Here is a 17,276-nt window from a genome sequence, read left to right on the forward strand (position 1 = left end):
GTTTCACGTTTTTACAGATCCATCAATACTCATACACAAACAGCGATGACTACAGATATTAGACAAATAGGTGAACGGATTAAAGGGTTGCGCGATGCGATCAACCTGTCCCCCGGTGAGATGGCTCATAGACTGGAAGTAGATACGGACGATTACCTGCAATTCGAAGCAGGAGAGAAAGATATCTCCGTCTCATTTTTACAGCGCATAGAGCGGGAGTTCAATGTGGATCTGGGTACCTTAATGTTTGGCACGGAGCCTCGGATGAATTCTTACTTTATCACCCGGAAAGACAAAGGTGTAAGTGTGGAAAGGGTTTCAGCCTATAAATACCAATCACTCACCTCCGGCTTCACCAATAATGTGGCAGAGATTTTTGTCGTCACGGTAGAACCCAAGCCATTGGATATCGATTTTTACCAGAATATCCATGCAGGACAGGAATTCAACATGGTGTTGGAAGGAAGTATGATGCTGCATATCAACGGCAAGAACCTGGTACTTGAAGAAGGCGACAGCATCTATTTCGATTCGTCGCTGCCACACGGTATGAAGGCGCTTAACGACAAACCGGTGAAATTTCTTGCCGTCATCCTATACCCATAATCAATCGAGAAACAAAATATTTTCCTTCAACCGTCGAAATCTTTCCACAATCAAAGATCGTGACGTCATAATACGGTTATCATGCTAGAAAAATTTGTAAAGAAAACCTCATTCAGTTCGCATCAGGATTTTATCGACCATTACGATATCTCGGTTCCCGAAAACTTCAATTTTGCTTATGATGTGACAGATGAATGGGCGCGAACAAACCCCGGAAAACGGGCGCTCTGCTGGACTAACGACAAAGGGGCACACAGGGATCTTACGTTCGGCGAACTGAAAACGCTGTCAGACAAGACAGCCTCATTCTTCCAATCGCTCGGCATCGGAAAAGGAGATATGGTAATGCTTATCCTGAAAAGAAGCATCGAGTTTTGGCCGGCCATCCTGGCGCTACACAAGATCGGAGCCATAGCGATCCCGGCAACCCATCTGCTGACCGATAAAGATATCGTTTATCGTAACAATGCGGCAGATATAAAGGCGATTGTAGCCGTACAGGATGAAAACCTGATTGAGCATGTGAATCTGGCAATGGCTAAATCGCCTACGGTACAACACCGTATTATGGTGGGTGATCCCATTCCCGAAGGGTGGATCGACTTTCACCGGGGAGTGGAAGAAGCGGTTCCGTTCATCAGACCGGAAAAGGTAAACGATAACGACGATATCATGCTCCTTTATTTTACTTCCGGTACTACGGGGCAACCCAAGATGGTGATACACGATTTCACCTATCCCTTAGGACATATCACTACCGCCAAATACTGGCATAACCTGCATGAGGATAGCGTACACCTGACCGTGGCAGATACCGGATGGGCCAAAGCGGTATGGGGAAAGCTATATGGACAATGGATTGTGGGCGCCTGCATATTTGTCTACGACTTCGACGGCCGTTTTATTCCACACGATATGCTCCGGATGATATCGGAATACAAAGTCACTTCGTTTTGTGCTCCCCCGACCATCTTCCGGTTCCTGATCCGTGAAGACCTGGCCAAATATGATCTTTCGGCACTGGAATACTGCACCACCGCGGGAGAAGCTCTCAACCCATCAGTATTCGAGACTTTTTATAAACTGACCGGTATTAAGATGATGGAGGCATTCGGGCAGACTGAGACAGCCCCTACTATCATCACTTTCCCCTGGATGGAACCCAAACCGGGCGCGATGGGTGTCCCCAACCCTCTTTACAAGATGGATCTTCTGACCCACGATGGACGTGCGGCCGAAGATGGGGAACAGGGAGAGATCGTCTTCTATACCGACGGAAAGCGTCCTCTTTCTCTGTTCAAAGGCTATTATCGTGATGAAACGCTTACCCGGGAAGTATACGCGGATCATATTTATCATACGGGCGATATGGCCTGGCGTGATGAGGACGGCTACTACTGGTTTGTAGGGCGTACCGACGACGTGATCAAGAGTTCCGGTTACCGCATCGGCCCGTTTGAAGTGGAAAGCGCTGTAATGACCCACCCTGCCGTGGTGGAATGCGCCATCACCGGCGTACCCGATGAGATCAGGGGGCAGATCATCAAGGCAACCATCGTGCTGGCAGAAGAATATAAAGCGCAAGCGGGCGATGAACTGGCTAAAGAGATTCAGGAGCATGTAAAAAATGTAACGGCTCCCTACAAATACCCGCGATTGATTGAATTCGTAAATGAACTACCCAAAACGATCAGCGGAAAGATCCGACGGGTGGAGATACGCGAAAGAACGGGAAAACAGGAGTGATCTCGTATAAAAGATGTAATTTTGTGAAATAGATTCAAGATTCAAGATTTAAAATTTAAGATTTTGAATCTAAATAGCAAATCAGCGTAGTCAATTAACAATCAGCGTAGCTAAATCTGGAATATTGAATCTGAATTGCAAATCGACGTAGTCAAATCTGAAATTAAAAATAAATTAATTATATGAAGAAAGCATACGTATTTCCCGGTCAGGGAGCCCAGTTTGTGGGTATGGGCAAAGAGTTGTACGAAACATCGCCCTTAGCGAAAGAGTTATTTGAAAAAGCAAACGAAATACTGGGATTCCGGATCACCGACCTGATGTTTGCCGGAACGGATGAAGACCTGAAACAGACAAAGGTTACACAACCTGCTATCTTTCTCCACTCGGTGATTCTGGCAAAAACGCTGGGAGAAGAGTTCCAGCCCGATATGACTGCCGGCCATTCGCTCGGAGAGTTTTCAGCATTGGTAGCTGCGGGAGCCTTATCGTTCGAAGATGGCCTAAAACTGGTATATGCCCGCGCGTTGGCCATGCAAAAGGCGTGTGAAGCCAATCCCTCCACCATGGCAGCCATTCTTGCGCTTCCCGACGAAAAGGTGGAAGAGATCTGCGCATCGATTGATGATGTGGTTGTTCCCGCCAATTACAACTGCCCGGGACAGATCGTGATCTCCGGTTCCAATAGTGGAATAGAAAAAGCCTGCGAACTGATGAAAGAGGCAGGCGCTAAACGTGCCTTACCCCTGAAGGTAGGCGGTGCTTTCCACTCACCGCTGATGGAACCTGCCCGTGTAGAATTGTCGGATGCCATTGAATCGACCCGTTTCTCGGCTCCCGTCTGCCCTGTGTACCAGAATGTATCCACCACAGGCGAAACAGATCCCGACACAATCAAGCAGAATCTGATTGCACAGCTTACCTCACCGGTAAAATGGACACAATCGGTACAACAGATGATTGCCGACGGCGCCACGGAGTTTGTAGAACTTGGTCCCGGCAGCGTGTTGCAAGGACTTATCTCCAAGATCGACAGAAACGTTACCGTCTCAGGAAAACAATAAATTTCAGGTATTTAAATGAGTTTGAACCGGAGTAGGATATAGTACTTACTCCGGTTTTTCAATGTCCATTAAGGTTTCTTATCTAATTTTTTTTGTTAAAATCGAATTTAGAAAATACATTTGTATTGTAACGCGATTACTAACACAGAAAACAGAAAACTATGCAAAAATTATTGTTCATATTTACACTCATTGCGTCTGTGACACTTTCGGCACACGCACAGGAAGAGTTTTTCAGCGCTCCCGATTTTGCGCAGATCGAAAGAAACATAAAAGAGCCGACTTCTACCTACTATTATCCCAAATTGATGGAGAAATATATGGCCGGAGACGAGAAAATGACCCTCGAGGAAGGACGACATCTCTATTTCGGTTTTATCTATCAGCCGCAATACATGCCGGTTGACACCTCCTCATATAACAATAAACTGGCAGAAGTATTATCCAAAAAGTCATTCACTTCAAATGATTATACCAATATCCTGGAATACTCAAATGCACTGTTGCTCGAAGATCCGTTCAACCTGCGTGCATTGAACGCGAAATTGCTGGTGTATGCACAACAGAACAATACCGAAGAGTATAAAAGAGTGGCACAACAACGGCGAGTAGTGCAGAATGCTATTGCGGGCACCGGTGACGGGATGTCGGATAAAACTCCGTTTTACGTGATCAAGGTGGCTCATGAATATGACATCCTTCCTTTTCTGGGTTACAACTTTGGTGGTAATGATAAAATTATCTCAAGCAAAAAGATAAATTATCTAACCCTCGGAGATAACCGATTCGGCGTAGAGAGAGTATATTTCAATATTGCTCCCGTTATTGATCATGTGAGTTCACGCGGCGGAGGAAAAATGTAAAGTGGTTGTCAAAACCACTTTCTTTTTTTAAAATACCAAAGCATCCCGATGGCGATCAACAACATTACTCCCCAGACTATGAAATAACCATGCCGCCAATGTAGTTCCGGTATATTGTCAAAATTCATTCCATAGACACCCACTACAAATGTGAGCGGGATAAATATTACCGAGAAGATGGTAAGCAGCGCCATTATATCACTCAGTTTGGTACTCATGGAAGAATGATAAATATTTAACTCATCGTACAATAGTTCACGATAGTAATCCAGCAGTTCTACAGCCTGGTTTATATTATCTTGAAGTTCTTTATAGTGTTTCCCGTTTACCGGGGCAATATAATCGCTTTCCGATTTCACAAGCCCTATGATCATCTCCCTTGCAGGTCTTATATAACGCCCTAAATTACTCAGTTCACGCTTGAGAAGATTAATTATTTTGAGTGTCTCCCTACCGGGATCCATAATCATCTCGTTTTCCAGGTTTTCAATCTTTTCGCCAAGTCCTCCCAAAATAAAGATATAATTATCAATTACTACATCCAGCAGGGCAAAGGCCAGATAATCGGCGCCCAATGTCCTGAATCTCTTGGAATGCTTCCTGATCCGCTCCCTGACCGGATTAAACAAGTCGCTCTTCTCTTCCTGAAAAGTGACAAGCAGGTTATCCATTACCACAAGACTCAGGTTGTCGACAGATACCCGGTTTTTCCCTTCGTTGAGTTCCATCATCTTTATGGAAACAAAAAGGCCCTTATCGAATTCTTCCATCTGAGGACGTGTACCCGGTTCCATCACATCTGATAAAATATCGGCCGGGATTTGCAGGGTACCTACCAACTCTCCCATCAATTTCTCATCATGCAATCCGTCGATATTCAACCAAATGAGTGTTTCACTGTTTTTATAAGGCAGGAGTTCTTCTACCGACCGGATTGTCGACTCGTTCACTTTCTCAAAATCGATCTCAAAAAGTGTCATCCGGATCTCTCCGGAACGATGCCGGCCACGAAACTTCAGTTCGTACGGCGAGAGTCCTATATCTTCTTTGCGTTTAAGCATAACGGAATTTCTCCAAATGAACAGGATGGAGAAGCAAATTCCGACGCTCTTCCTCCAAATCATAAGTCCTTTGCAAACGTAACCAGAAGTCAGCTTTTCCTCCGAAAACAGCTTCTATCCTCAATGCTATATTAGGGGTAATACCTCCCCGCCGATTCAGTATTTTAGATAATGTCAAACGGCTAACCTTCAACATACCAGCAGCTTCTTTGATAGTTATTCCGGCGGGTTTGATTACATCTTCAAGTAAAATTTCTCCCGGATGAATGTGTATATCCTGATGTTTATTCATAATCGTCTTTAGTGATAATCTGAGGGATTCAAATATACAGTATTTATTTGAAAAGTAAAATCCCTTATAAATTAAAAACCGCCCTGACATATGCCAAAGCGGTTTTACCTTCTTGCTTTAATCATTTACTTCGAAAAGATATCTTTTAACTGCCCTACAATATTTCCACTTCCGGATATGGTAATCTCACCGATCTTGTCGGCAATTTTCTCCACGTATTCCATCTCTTTCAGTTTCCACAACATTTCGTTCTCCTCCATCAATTTGGCAGTATTGAGCATACTCCGTACGGAAGCTGTTTCTTCGCGACGCATAATGATATTTGCCTGCGCTTTCTTTTCTGCAACCAGTACCTGATTCATGATCTCTTTCATATCACCGGGCAGAATAATATCTCTCACACCTGCATCCAAAACCTTTACACCAAGCGCCTCTGCCCTGGCAACACTCTCGTTCAGAATCTCTTTGCTCAGCGTATCTTTCCGCGTAAGCAGTTCATCCAACGTCAACGCACCTACAAATCCGCGCAACACCAATTGCATCAACACATACAGTTGTTTGTCATATTCCTTGTTATCGATCAGCGCTTTCCGGATATTATCTACCTGATATTTTACAAAGAAACTGATACGCAACGTTGCCTTATCTTTCGACAACAATTCCTGGCCTGAGATCTCCATCTGCTGTACACGCAGATCTACTGCCCTTATCTCAACGGGTGTGCTATTATTCCAAAAATAATAGGTACCGGACTTCAATTCTTCTTTCAACTGATTATCAATCAAAAGCAGTCCTCTCTCAAAAGCTCCTACCGTAAATTTACGCAGAACTACCCGCAATTTAGCATTCTCATAAGACGATTTAGGGATACGCTCATCAATAGTCAGGCTATCCGTATCGACAAGTAAAAATTCATACGCTTTTACACCTTTCCAGAAAGCATAACGTCCGGTTATGTAAACCTCTTTCAGGATCGAATTTTCATACACCAGCAATAATTGGTTTTCCTTTACGGTGATCACCTCCAGCCGGGAAATCACATCCTCATTTTTCAATACAATATCCAAATCCAATTCACTCCTGAATGGAACCATTGTGTCGAATATCTTCACTTCTCCACCCCACAACCAATGCGCACCTTCATCCAGTACTCTTTTAACTGATCCGTTTTTCACGACCAAACCTACTTTGTAGGCTTCAATTTTTACTCTCTTCATCATAATATCTTGTTTTAACGATTTTCATCTTAAATGAAAATAATGGTTTTTCGCCATCCGGTATTCGCGGGAAAAGAATGAGCCATACTGTCTACAGGATAGAAAATCTTTTTTCCTGATTCATCTCATCATGAAACACTTCACAAGGATTGAACCAGAGAAAGCCAACCTCTTTTCCGGCCTACAAATAAGACATGATTCAATTCACAGGCAAACACCAGATCGTTCAGTCCGTTTTCCGGGGAAAACATCATAAACCGGCTAAAACCATTATTTTCAAAGATCTGATTTACTACACTACGAGTGTAGCGGTCTACCATTGAGCTAACTTGCTCCACAGGCAAGTGCAGGATTCGAACCTGCGACAAAGCTAATACTCTACCCACTGAGTTATCCCGTTTCCGGGAGCGGGATTCGAACCCGCGACACTTAGCGCTTGATGGCCGTTTTTTGGGAAACAACCGAAACCTTCAAGTCAAGCTGAACAGAAACAAATGATACCCTAACGGGCAAATTATCCTGCAATAGCGCCATACAGAAACGCCCAACAAGACCCGCCTGATATTTTAATGAACTCCTCATTTCTTGTTTACTCTGCAAAGATAATCACAGCACTACGCAACCATTTTGCGCAGTTAAAATTTATTTTTATATTTGTGGTTATTTTCTGATTATAAATAAATTGGAACCAGATGCCACAAAACAAAAATGCGTTGATCCGTTACCGTACCATCGATAAATGCCTGCAAAACCGATACCGCCAATGGACGTTGGAAGATTTGATAGAGGCCTGCTCCGAAGCGCTTTACGAGTATGAAGGCCGAAAGGTCAATGTAAGCAAACGTACCGTCCAACTCGATATCCAGACCATGCGTAGCGAAAAACTGGGATACAATGCTCCCATCGAAGTATATGACAAGAAATATTACCGGTATGAAGATGAAGACTTCACGATTATCGATATTCCATTGACGGAAACCGATATGAATGTACTTACGGAGACGATGGAAGTATTAAAGCAATTCAAGGACTTTTCGCTGTTTTCGGAAGTATCGGATATTATTCAGCGATTGGAAGACAAAATTTATGTGGAGAAAACCAATAATCAGCCGATCATCCATCTCGATAAAAATGAACATCTGAAAGGCATCCACTTCTTAGACACGCTTTATCAGGCTATCCTAAAGAAGATCGTGTTGAAAATAGAGTATCGATCTTTCAAATCGAAAGAATCCAAAACCCACCTGTTTCATCCATACCTGTTAAAAGAATACAACAACCGTTGGTTCTTACTGGGAAAACACCGACCACATTCTCCCCTGATTACATTGGCTTTAGACCGTATCATCAGCATCGACTACGACTTACAAGTTCCCTATCACGAAGAGAATATCAATGCAGACGAGTATTATAAAGATGTGATCGGTGTGACCGTAAACAGGGGCAATAGGGCCGAGAATGTGGTTTTTCGGGTAAATAAAGAAAATACACCTTATGTGATTACAAAACCATTTCATGTTTCTCAACGTATTGTGCAAGAGCAAGAAAACGGTACGGTTTTTCAAATTAAAGTAAAACTCAACTTAGAACTTGAACGCCTGTTTTTGGGCTTCGGCGACTGCATTGAAGTAATTTCTCCTTCACGGTTAAGACACAGAATTTCAGATACCCTGCGTGCCGCATACAGCCTATATGAAGAAAAATAAAACACTACCGTTTTCTGTCCAGATGGATGCAGGTTTCAAAGAATTTAATAATATCATTCTTAATCAGTTCCGGATGTTCATGTCCGATATTATCATAGGTGTTAAAAACAGCATTTACATTATTGGCTGAATATATACTCCTGCATCTGTCCCATCGATCCGGTAGCATTTGTTCTCCTAAAAGATTAAAGATCTGATCCCTTTCATACGGATCGAATGCGTCTTCATAAGGAACTGCGTCGTTATCATCAAATCTTCCCATAAAATAGAACTGAGGTGTTTTTAAAAATGATGTTCTCTGAAATTCTTTACCTGTTATTTCATCAAAATCACCCGTACCTACCGGATATTTCACTATTTCATTATTAATACTATCCATAGGAAGCATTAATAAGCCATTTAATCCTCCTGCTGCTACAGCCAGTATTTTTTCCGGATGCATGATGGTAAATCTGTTCGCAAAAGTTCCCGATGCAGAAAATCCGGTCAGAAGATACCGATTCCCAATCCGGATATTTTTACCTTCCAACCTCTTTTGAGCATCCACGCACATTTCAAGAAGCTGAATATCGAGTCTTTCCAAAGAGTTACCTTTCTGAAACATCACATCCCTATCTAAAGCATGAGTATATATTTTCCATTCTGATTTCGGACGAGGGAATACAGGGACAATCAACGGGTATTTTAATTTTTGTGCGACCCAGTTTCCCAAATAAAAATCGACAGTCACGATCCTTTTTGCTTTTTCAATATGTTTTTGTAAGTCGTCATCGACAAAACCTGAATTATTCGGTTCAATAATCAGATAATTCTCTTCGTATTCAGAAATGCCATTCGGAATAAATAAAAAATAGGGGTATTCGAATTGATTATTTACACCGGGTTCGACAAATATCAGTTCACCGTTATATGAATCAACACATCCGTTAATCAGAATCAGAAAGGATAAACAAAGAAAATATTTCATAGGATTATCTGACAGTCATTATTTTTCATAATGCGAGGTTACTGAAATAATTGCGTACAACTCTTGGCACAAATATTGGTTATTACCGGAATGTACAAATATCAACATTCCGGTAAACTCCTCATTACTAACCATTATCCACTTTCCTCTTTCAATTTTCAATTTTCAATTTTCAATTCTCAATTTTCAACTTTCATCTACCTCATCCTGTTAATCTCGTTCTCACCGGCACCCGTACCTTTATACCTGTTCTGGCCCGTATTGAATTTATACCGGAGAGTGAGTTCCAGTTCCCTTGTATCCCAACGATTGAACTGGTATATCTCCATTTTTTCGTTATAGAAAGTAACTCCGGTTATCTGCCTGTTAAGCAGATCATGTCCTTTCAGTACAACGGATAACTGATCATTCATGAACGATTTGGTTATTCCGGCATTCACTATAAACTGGTTTTCGGAAAGATAAAGATTTTGATTATGTCCTTTACCCTGAAAGCGTGTATCTAATGTCAGTATAAATCCCTTCGGTAACGTGAAAGAGTTATTTAGCGAAGCTACCGGCATGGGGCTGCTCATATTTACGGGTTTGCTATTACTGCTGATAGTAAGCCATTGTTTGATAAATCCGGCACTGGCTTGCGGACTCCAGATTCCAAATTTTGGAGAGACCGTAAGGAAAGCGGTAAGCGAAGGCAATTTCTCCAGGTTACGAAGGGTAACAAGGCTTACGGCTGGATTCTCTTCCATTTGCTCAGTCCAGACAATAATAGCATCTTTTTCATTCTTGTAGCTCATCATTAATTGGATAAACTTCCATGATCCTGTCAATGTGGCATCGTGAATGACCGTATGCCTGAGAAAAGAATTTCCCGATTCCAGGGTAAAACGGTTCACATAAAGTACATTACTTCGAAGCTGGTGATAGTAGGGACGTGCGGTTTTCGCCGTATAACTCAGTTGTAACTGTGCATCTTTGATGCTTGTTGCAAAGGAAAAGTTGGGGAACCATTGCGAATAGTTCCTACTCTGTTCATCGATCTTCACGTCGTTATTGAAATAGTCGGAACGCACATTCTCGTAACGCAGTCCGGCGGTAAACCGTCCTACAGACACCGGTCGGGAGTATTCTGCAAAAAAACTTCCGTTCTGCTCCCTGATTGTGGTGTATGATGAAGGTATCATGCTGATATCGGTCATATATTCGTCATCCCTCCGTGTGTTGGTATATTCATTGCCGAAAGAGATTTTTCCACCTAAGACCGGATAGGACAATACCAGCCTGGAAGCAATCAGGCGATTATCCAGCCTGTTTTCCGAGGAGATTGTCCGATTGTCGAATTCCTGGCTGGTTTCCGTAATGATCGACTCAGAGGATTGTTTTCTCCTGAAATAATCGGCATTAAGGTCGACTGTCAATTTTCCCACCGAACCGTTGTAATATAGATTCATCCTATGCGCAGGCATATTCGCCGAACGGTTATCATCAATACTCAGCCATCTATCATAAAAGGCCCCGTCGGCATATACATCACTATGGGTGGTTGACTTCATGCCGTTTTTACCGGGGAAGGATGTATGAGTATATTTCATTCCCACATAATGCAAAGGTGAGATTTCGTAATTCACCCCCACGATCCCTGTCAGGATATTTCCTATTCCGTCGATATCCAATTTATTATTTTGTGTCCAGAGCGTATCGGCGAATGTTTTTTGCTCTATTCTACTGTCTTGTATATAGGCGTATCTCTCATATTTGAGTGTCCCGAAGATATCCCATCCCCTATAGCGGTAATTCAGGTTCAGTTGTTCCCTGAGATCGGTATTTTGCGTCTGAAGGTAGGTAGAACGCAGATCAAAACCGAATCCGTCACCCGTTTTTCGTACGGTATATATCCGGATGACAGCTTTTACCGAAGCATCATATCGTGCACCAGGATTGTGTACGATCTCCACCTCTTTGATATCGGCCGAACTAAGGTTATCGAGTTCCGACTCGTCACGTAATTCACGGTTATTAATATAAATCTTGGCTTTACCTTTTCCCAAAACGGTAAAATCGCCTTTATCACCGGTCACGGCCGGAAGTCGCTTGAGCACATCGTTGGCGGTACCGGCTTTACTTAACACACTATTCTGTACCGATGTGACCAGGGCATCGTCTCTCAACCTGACCTGAGGTAATGTTCCTTTCACCACCAATTCATCGAGCATGGTCGTATCAGGCTGTAGATATATCTGCTGTTCCGGACGGGCAGGCAGTATTTGGGGTTGGTAACCGATGAAGGATATCTTTACAATAGCGTCCGAATTTATCTCGTTGGTAAGTGAGAATTGTCCTGTTTCATTGGTGATTGTCCCGGCTATCAATACCGAATCGGGCAGAGAATAGAGAGCCACATTGGCATACCCTATCGGATTGTTGTCGGTGTCTGTCACGATTCCTTTTATTTGCGCACTGAGCGGTAGCACGAAGCTACAAAGTAATAACGAAAAAAATAATTTCCAACTCATAATCGTTTTTTGGAAATATGACATCTCATGGGTTCATTTGGTTACAAATTAATTAAAAAAAATAATCCGCTCCCTACCCTGTCTGGTCAGGACAGGCTTGAAGAGCGGATCTGTAAATATAAAAAAGTGCAGGCTTACTTATTCATTCATCAATACATGCATGATCTGGCAAGCTGATTCGGTGATAGAGCTTCCCGGCCCGAAGATGGCCGATACACCGGCACGGTAAAGGAAATCGTAATCCTGCGCAGGGATCACACCGCCTGCAATCACCACGATATCGGGACGGCCCAGCCGTTTCAGTTCTTCGATCACCTGCGGCACAAGTGTTTTGTGTCCGGCAGCCAGGGAAGACACCCCTAACACATGCACATCATTTTCCACGGCCTGACGGGCTGCCTCGGCCGGCGTCTGGAACAGGGGTCCCATATCCACGTCGAAGCCGCAGTCGGCATAACCGGTAGCGACCACCTTGGCACCACGGTCGTGGCCGTCCTGCCCCATCTTGGCCACCATGATCCTCGGTCTGCGCCCTTCTTTCCGGGCAAACTGGTCTGTGAGGGCACGTGCTTTCTCGAGCGTCGGCGCCTCTTTCGATTCTGATGAATACACGCCTGAAATTGTTCTGATTACTGCATTATAACGTCCAACTATTTTTTCACATGCGTCGGAGATCTCTCCCAGCGTGGCACGCACCCGCGCAGCTTCCACCGAGAGTTCGAGGAGGTTGCCCTGTTTGGTCTCCACACAACGGGTGATGGCGTCGAGCGCTTTTTGTACTGCTTCGTTATCACGATTAGCCTTCAACTGGTTAAGGCGTTCTACCTGTTGTTTACGCACTTCAGTATTATCAATATCAAGAATATCGATAGGATCTTCCTGATCGAGCCTGTAGCGATTCACACCGATGATAGCCTGCACACCCGAGTCGATACGCGCCTGTGTACGTGCCGCCGCCTCTTCGATACGCATCTTGGGGATACCGGTCTCGATGGCTTTAGCCATCCCTCCCAATTCTTCAACCTCCTGAATAAGTGTCCATGCCTTATCTACCAGTTCCTGTGTGAGTGATTCCACATAGTAGGAGCCTGCCCACGGGTCAACCTGGCGGGTGATTTGCGTCTCTTCCTGTATATAGATCTGTGTATTACGGGCAATACGTGCCGAGAAATCGGTCGGCAGTGCGATAGCCTCGTCGAGCGCGTTGGTATGGAGCGACTGGGTATGTCCCAGCGCGGCAGCCATCGCCTCGATACAGGTACGTCCCACGTTGTTGAACGGATCCTGTTCGGTGAGCGACCAGCCCGATGTCTGTGAGTGGGTACGCAATGCCATCGATTTGGGATTTTTGGCGCCGAAACTCTTTACGATCTTTGCCCACAACAGGCGTGCGGCCCGCATCTTGGCTATTTCCATAAAATGGTTCATGCCGATGGCCCAGAAGAACGACAAACGGGGTGCAAAGGCATCCACATCGATACCGGCATTAATACCGGCTCGCAGATACTCGATACCGTCAGCCAGAGTGTAGGCCAACTCGATATCGGCGGTGGCACCCGCCTCCTGCATGTGATATCCGGAGATGGAGATGGAATTGAATTTGGGCATCTTTTGCGAGGTAAACTCAAAGATATCCGCAATGATCTTCATCGAGAATTCCGGCGGATAGATATAGGTATTACGCACCATAAACTCTTTCAGGATATCGTTCTGGATGGTACCGGCCATCTCCTCCAGTTGTGCTCCCTGCTCCTGTGCTGCTACGATATAGAATGCAAGGACAGGCAGCACGGCACCGTTCATGGTCATGGATACCGACATCTTGTTGAGCGGGATACCATCGAACAATATTTTCATATCTTCCACCGAGCAGATGGAGACACCGGCTTTTCCCACGTCGCCCACTACCCTCTCGTTATCGGCATCGTAACCGCGGTGCGTAGGCAAGTCGAACGCCACGGAAAGCCCTTTCTGTCCCGATGCGAGGTTGCGGCGGTAGAAAGCATTGGACTCTTCAGCCGTGGAGAATCCGGCATACTGGCGGATAGTCCACGGACGCATTACATACATCGTGGAATAGGGTCCGCGCAGATAAGGTGGCAAGCCGGCGGCATAGTTCAGATGCTCCATGCCCTGAAGGTCTTCCTTCGTATAGACGGGCTTCACCGGAATCTGTTCCGGCGTAAGCCAATCGGCTTTGATCTCGTTTTTTTCAGCCCATCCGGCCACATCGGTCGATGTGAAACCGGTTGAGTGAATATCAATATCTTTAAAATTTGGTTTCATTTTTTTAGACTTTTAGAATCAAGAACCAAGAATCAGGACTTTTGGACTTGGTTCGATCATTTTTATTTTAAATCACCTTTGTTTTTATATAAAAGAAGCTATTACATTGCCGGCCACCATGAGCAGACTGAATAACAGCACCAATTGGGCTGTGTGGGTATCCAGAAAGCGGATAATCCCCAGATCGTCCATTGTCGCTTTTCTCATCAGTTTAATATTCTTGATAGCAAGCGGAAAACTAAGAAGTACCATGAACACCCAGGTATCCAGCATCTCTATCATCACCATGATCGCAACCAGCAGGTAAGCGGCCAAAAGCAATGTCTGATAGGTAATCTGAGACCCTTCCAGTCCCATATTCATTGCCTGAGTACGTATACCGGCTTCTTTATCCTGTAACATATCGCGCGTATTATTGGCATGCAATATGGCTACGATGAGTAACCCCACAGGCGTTATTACGAGCAGTATAGGCCACAACAATTGCCCGGTCATGACATAAGCCATTCCCAATGCAATCGACAAGCCATAACAGATAAAGATAAGCAGGTCTCCTAACGCTATATACTTGAATTTGTAGTAAAGCGTAGAGCTGATGATCCCGATAATCCCTATAAACAGCAGTGGAAGACCGGTATTTAACAGGAGATAAATTCCTAATAAAATACCGATAAAGAGCACCGTATAGCCATAATAGAGTATCGTTTCCGGTTTGAAAATCCCCATCACGATCAGGCGTGGCGGTCCGGTCTTTTCTTTGCGGTCTACTCCACTCACATAATCATGATACTCACCTATCAGGTTTCCCGCCATATGGAAAATGACCGCGCCGAAAAAAGCCAAAATACCATATGTCCAGTTTAATCCAGCGATCTCCCCTCTTTTATAGAGGTAAAAGACATAGGATATGGCAATCAGCGCCGGCGATGCCGATGCAGGGAACGCCCACGGATGCGCTACGATGATCCAGTTTTTTAGTTTTCCCAACTCTTTATTCTTTGTTCTATAGCAAAATTTTCTCATTGAACGCTTTCAGCGTCTCCAGTACATTGCTACGCACATTGATGAAATGCTCGATACCGATTGCTTTCAGATCGTCCGCACAGGCGGGAGCACCGGCCACCACGAAAATCTCTTTTCCTCCTTTGAGAAGGTTATAAGCTTCAGGAGCCAAAGCAGCATATTCATCATCGCTAGAGCAGAGCACCACTATGTCGGCACCTTTGGCACGGGCTGCATTGACACCCTCTTCTACAGTTTTGAATCCGAGGTTGTCGATGATCTCGTAACCGGCACAAGCAAAGAAATTACTTGAGAACTGTGAGCGTGCCAAACGCATGGCCAGATTACCGATGGTAAGCATAAATACTTTGGGGCGTTTACCACTCCGTTCGGTAGCCAGGCGCAATTCGTCGAAAGCGTTGGAAAGACGACGTGTATTGAGCCGCTTGAGCGGGCTGTTTTGGCCCTCATCACTTCCGCAACCACAGTGAGCTGCGGTATCTTCTATCTTTTGGCTCATGGCCTCCCCGAAGTTAGGATACTGATTGGTACCCAGCAGGATTTCCCGCCGATTGGCTACCGCATTGAAGCGGGCATTGGCAGAAGCATTGATGGCATCCTGTACAGTGCCGGCCTTAAGCGTTTCGTAGAAACCGGTCTCTTCGGTTTCGAGGAACAACTTCCAGGCTTGTTCGGCCAGTGCAGATGTGAGTGTTTCAATATAATATGATCCTGATGAAGGATCGGTGATCTTATCGAAATGAGACTCTTCTTTCAGCAGTAGTTGCTGGTTTACGGCAATACGTTCCGCAAAAGCAGTAGGTGTCTCGAATGCCTCGTCGAAAGGACGCACGGTAAGTGAATCGACTGCGCCGATGGTAGCAGACATCGCCTCTGTTTGGGTACGCAGCATATTCACATAGGGGTCATACAACGACTGGTTGAATCGTGAAGTGGAGGCATGGATATTCATTTTCGCAGCACAGCGGCAGGTACCGTCGGGCGCTTTGTTATCACAGTCATGTGCACAGGGCGGTTTGTAGGCATCCACGATCTCGGCCCACAGCCAGCGTGCCGCACGGAATTTCGCGATCTCCATGAAGTAGTTGGCTCCTACCCCCATTTCGAACTTTATCTTTTTTGCAGCCATAGAAGGATCGATACCATTCCCGATCAAGGCCGATAATACCTGGTTTCCGTAGGATAGGCTGTATCCAAGCTCCTGATAGCTGTAAGCCCCGGCATCGTTCATCCTGTCACCTGACACGGTAATAGCACGATAGCGGGGAAGCGGTGCCGTAATTTTCACCATCTCCACTGCCTTTTCCACCCAATTGGGTTCGTCAATTCCTTTTTTCAGTATTTTCCTGAAAGGGTCGAATTCAATAGAACCGAAGCATTCCATCACATTGAGATTCTGTGAACGGACATACTCTGTGACCAGGCGAGCCAGATCGATGGTGCGCGAGATACAGGTGCTGAAGTTCAACTCTACCTTGTCAGGGGCAATCCCCTGAAGGAGTATCTCTACGTTTTCAGCCGAAAGTGCATTCTTCGGCAGACGAAAACCAAAAGAGGTAACGCCTTTTTCCAGCAGGGTAAGCGCTTTCCTGTTAGCCTCCGCAAAGTCTTTCACATTGATATCCTGACGCACATACCACTTATTATCCTTTCTGGTACTGCGCACATAAGGAAACTGCCCCGGCAGATTTTCGGCTGCAAGGGATCCTTCTATATCTTCTACACGATAAAAAGGATTCACATTAAACCCTTCGTTGGTTCTCCATACCAGTTTTTTCTGGAAGTCGGCCCCTTTCAGGTCTTTTGTGATGACTTCCATCCACTCTTCAGTGGAAACGGGAGGAAAACCTGTGAAAAGTTTCTCTCTCTGATTACTCATAATTCACTATTTTATTTATTATTTTGAGGTTCATTCATCTCGTATTGCTTAACGAA

At 44.7% G+C, this 17,276-nt stretch carries 14 protein-coding genes; 5 read left to right on the forward strand and 9 right to left on the reverse strand.

Features of this window, described 5'->3' with window-relative positions:
- Positions 1–45 precede the first annotated feature (45 nt).
- The 4 genes from F597_RS0110640 (at position 46) to F597_RS0110655 (ending at position 4,279) form a co-directional block, all read left to right on the forward strand.
- Positions 46–606, forward strand: coding sequence for a helix-turn-helix domain-containing protein (locus F597_RS0110640; protein ID WP_019539724.1), 561 nt, complete (start codon positions 46–48; stop codon positions 604–606).
- 81 nt (positions 607–687) lie between these two features.
- The gene (locus F597_RS0110645; protein WP_019539725.1) at positions 688–2,352 is read left to right on the forward strand and encodes an AMP-binding protein; all 1,665 of its coding nucleotides are present in this window, start codon (positions 688–690) and stop codon (positions 2,350–2,352) included.
- Positions 2,353–2,534: 182 nt separating this feature from the next.
- Positions 2,535–3,416, forward strand: coding sequence for an ACP S-malonyltransferase (gene fabD, locus F597_RS0110650; protein ID WP_019539726.1), 882 nt, complete (start codon positions 2,535–2,537; stop codon positions 3,414–3,416).
- 161 nt (positions 3,417–3,577) lie between these two features.
- Entirely contained in the window at positions 3,578–4,279 is a 702-nt protein-coding gene (locus tag F597_RS0110655; protein ID WP_019539727.1) for a DUF4919 domain-containing protein, read from the forward strand.
- Positions 4,280–4,287: 8 nt separating this feature from the next.
- Here F597_RS0110655 and corA read toward each other — a convergent pair whose 3' ends face one another.
- The 4 genes from corA to F597_RS20590 form a co-directional block, all read right to left on the reverse strand.
- The gene (corA, locus tag F597_RS0110660) at positions 4,288–5,340 is read right to left on the reverse strand and encodes a magnesium/cobalt transporter CorA (protein ID WP_019539728.1); all 1,053 of its coding nucleotides are present in this window, start codon (positions 5,338–5,340) and stop codon (positions 4,288–4,290) included.
- Positions 5,333–5,632 (reverse strand): HigA family addiction module antitoxin, encoded by a 300-nt coding sequence (locus F597_RS0110665; RefSeq protein WP_019539729.1) that lies wholly within the window; start codon positions 5,630–5,632, stop codon positions 5,333–5,335. The genes corA and F597_RS0110665 overlap by 8 nt, the downstream gene beginning before the upstream one ends.
- 125 nt (positions 5,633–5,757) lie before the next feature.
- Positions 5,758–6,852, reverse strand: a complete 1,095-nt coding sequence (locus F597_RS0110670) for a slipin family protein (protein WP_019539730.1) — start codon at positions 6,850–6,852, stop codon at positions 5,758–5,760.
- 137 nt (positions 6,853–6,989) lie between these two features.
- The gene (locus F597_RS20590) at positions 6,990–7,235 is read right to left on the reverse strand and encodes a hypothetical protein (RefSeq protein ID WP_157279089.1); all 246 of its coding nucleotides are present in this window, start codon (positions 7,233–7,235) and stop codon (positions 6,990–6,992) included.
- 306 nt (positions 7,236–7,541) lie between these two features.
- Here F597_RS20590 and F597_RS0110680 point away from each other — a divergent pair, with 306 nt between their 5' ends.
- Positions 7,542–8,555 carry a helix-turn-helix transcriptional regulator gene (locus F597_RS0110680; protein WP_019539732.1) on the forward strand — a complete coding sequence of 338 codons (1,014 nt, stop codon included), beginning with the start codon at positions 7,542–7,544 and terminating at the stop codon, positions 8,553–8,555.
- A gap of 4 nt (positions 8,556–8,559) precedes the next feature.
- On the opposite strand, the gene F597_RS0110685 is transcribed toward F597_RS0110680, so the two are convergent.
- From F597_RS0110685 to F597_RS0110705, 5 genes are all read right to left on the reverse strand, one after another.
- Positions 8,560–9,522, reverse strand: coding sequence for a hypothetical protein (locus tag F597_RS0110685; RefSeq protein ID WP_019539733.1), 963 nt, complete (start codon positions 9,520–9,522; stop codon positions 8,560–8,562).
- Between the two features lie 197 nt (positions 9,523–9,719).
- On the reverse strand, positions 9,720–12,032 hold the full coding sequence (locus F597_RS0110690; RefSeq protein WP_019539734.1) for a TonB-dependent receptor domain-containing protein: 2,313 nt from the start codon (positions 12,030–12,032) through the stop codon (positions 9,720–9,722).
- 138 nt (positions 12,033–12,170) lie between these two features.
- Complete coding sequence (gene scpA / locus F597_RS0110695) at positions 12,171–14,318, reverse strand: methylmalonyl-CoA mutase (RefSeq protein ID WP_019539735.1); 2,148 nt, start codon at positions 14,316–14,318, stop codon at positions 12,171–12,173.
- A gap of 84 nt (positions 14,319–14,402) precedes the next feature.
- Positions 14,403–15,341, reverse strand: coding sequence for a prenyltransferase (locus F597_RS0110700; RefSeq protein WP_044060234.1), 939 nt, complete (start codon positions 15,339–15,341; stop codon positions 14,403–14,405).
- The gene (locus tag F597_RS0110705; protein WP_019539737.1) at positions 15,322–17,220 is read right to left on the reverse strand and encodes a methylmalonyl-CoA mutase family protein; all 1,899 of its coding nucleotides are present in this window, start codon (positions 17,218–17,220) and stop codon (positions 15,322–15,324) included. The genes F597_RS0110700 and F597_RS0110705 overlap by 20 nt, the downstream gene beginning before the upstream one ends.
- Positions 17,221–17,276 lie beyond the last annotated feature (56 nt).

The sequence above is a fragment of the Proteiniphilum acetatigenes DSM 18083 genome, from assembly GCF_000380985.1.
Taxonomy (GTDB): domain Bacteria; phylum Bacteroidota; class Bacteroidia; order Bacteroidales; family Dysgonomonadaceae; genus Proteiniphilum; species Proteiniphilum acetatigenes.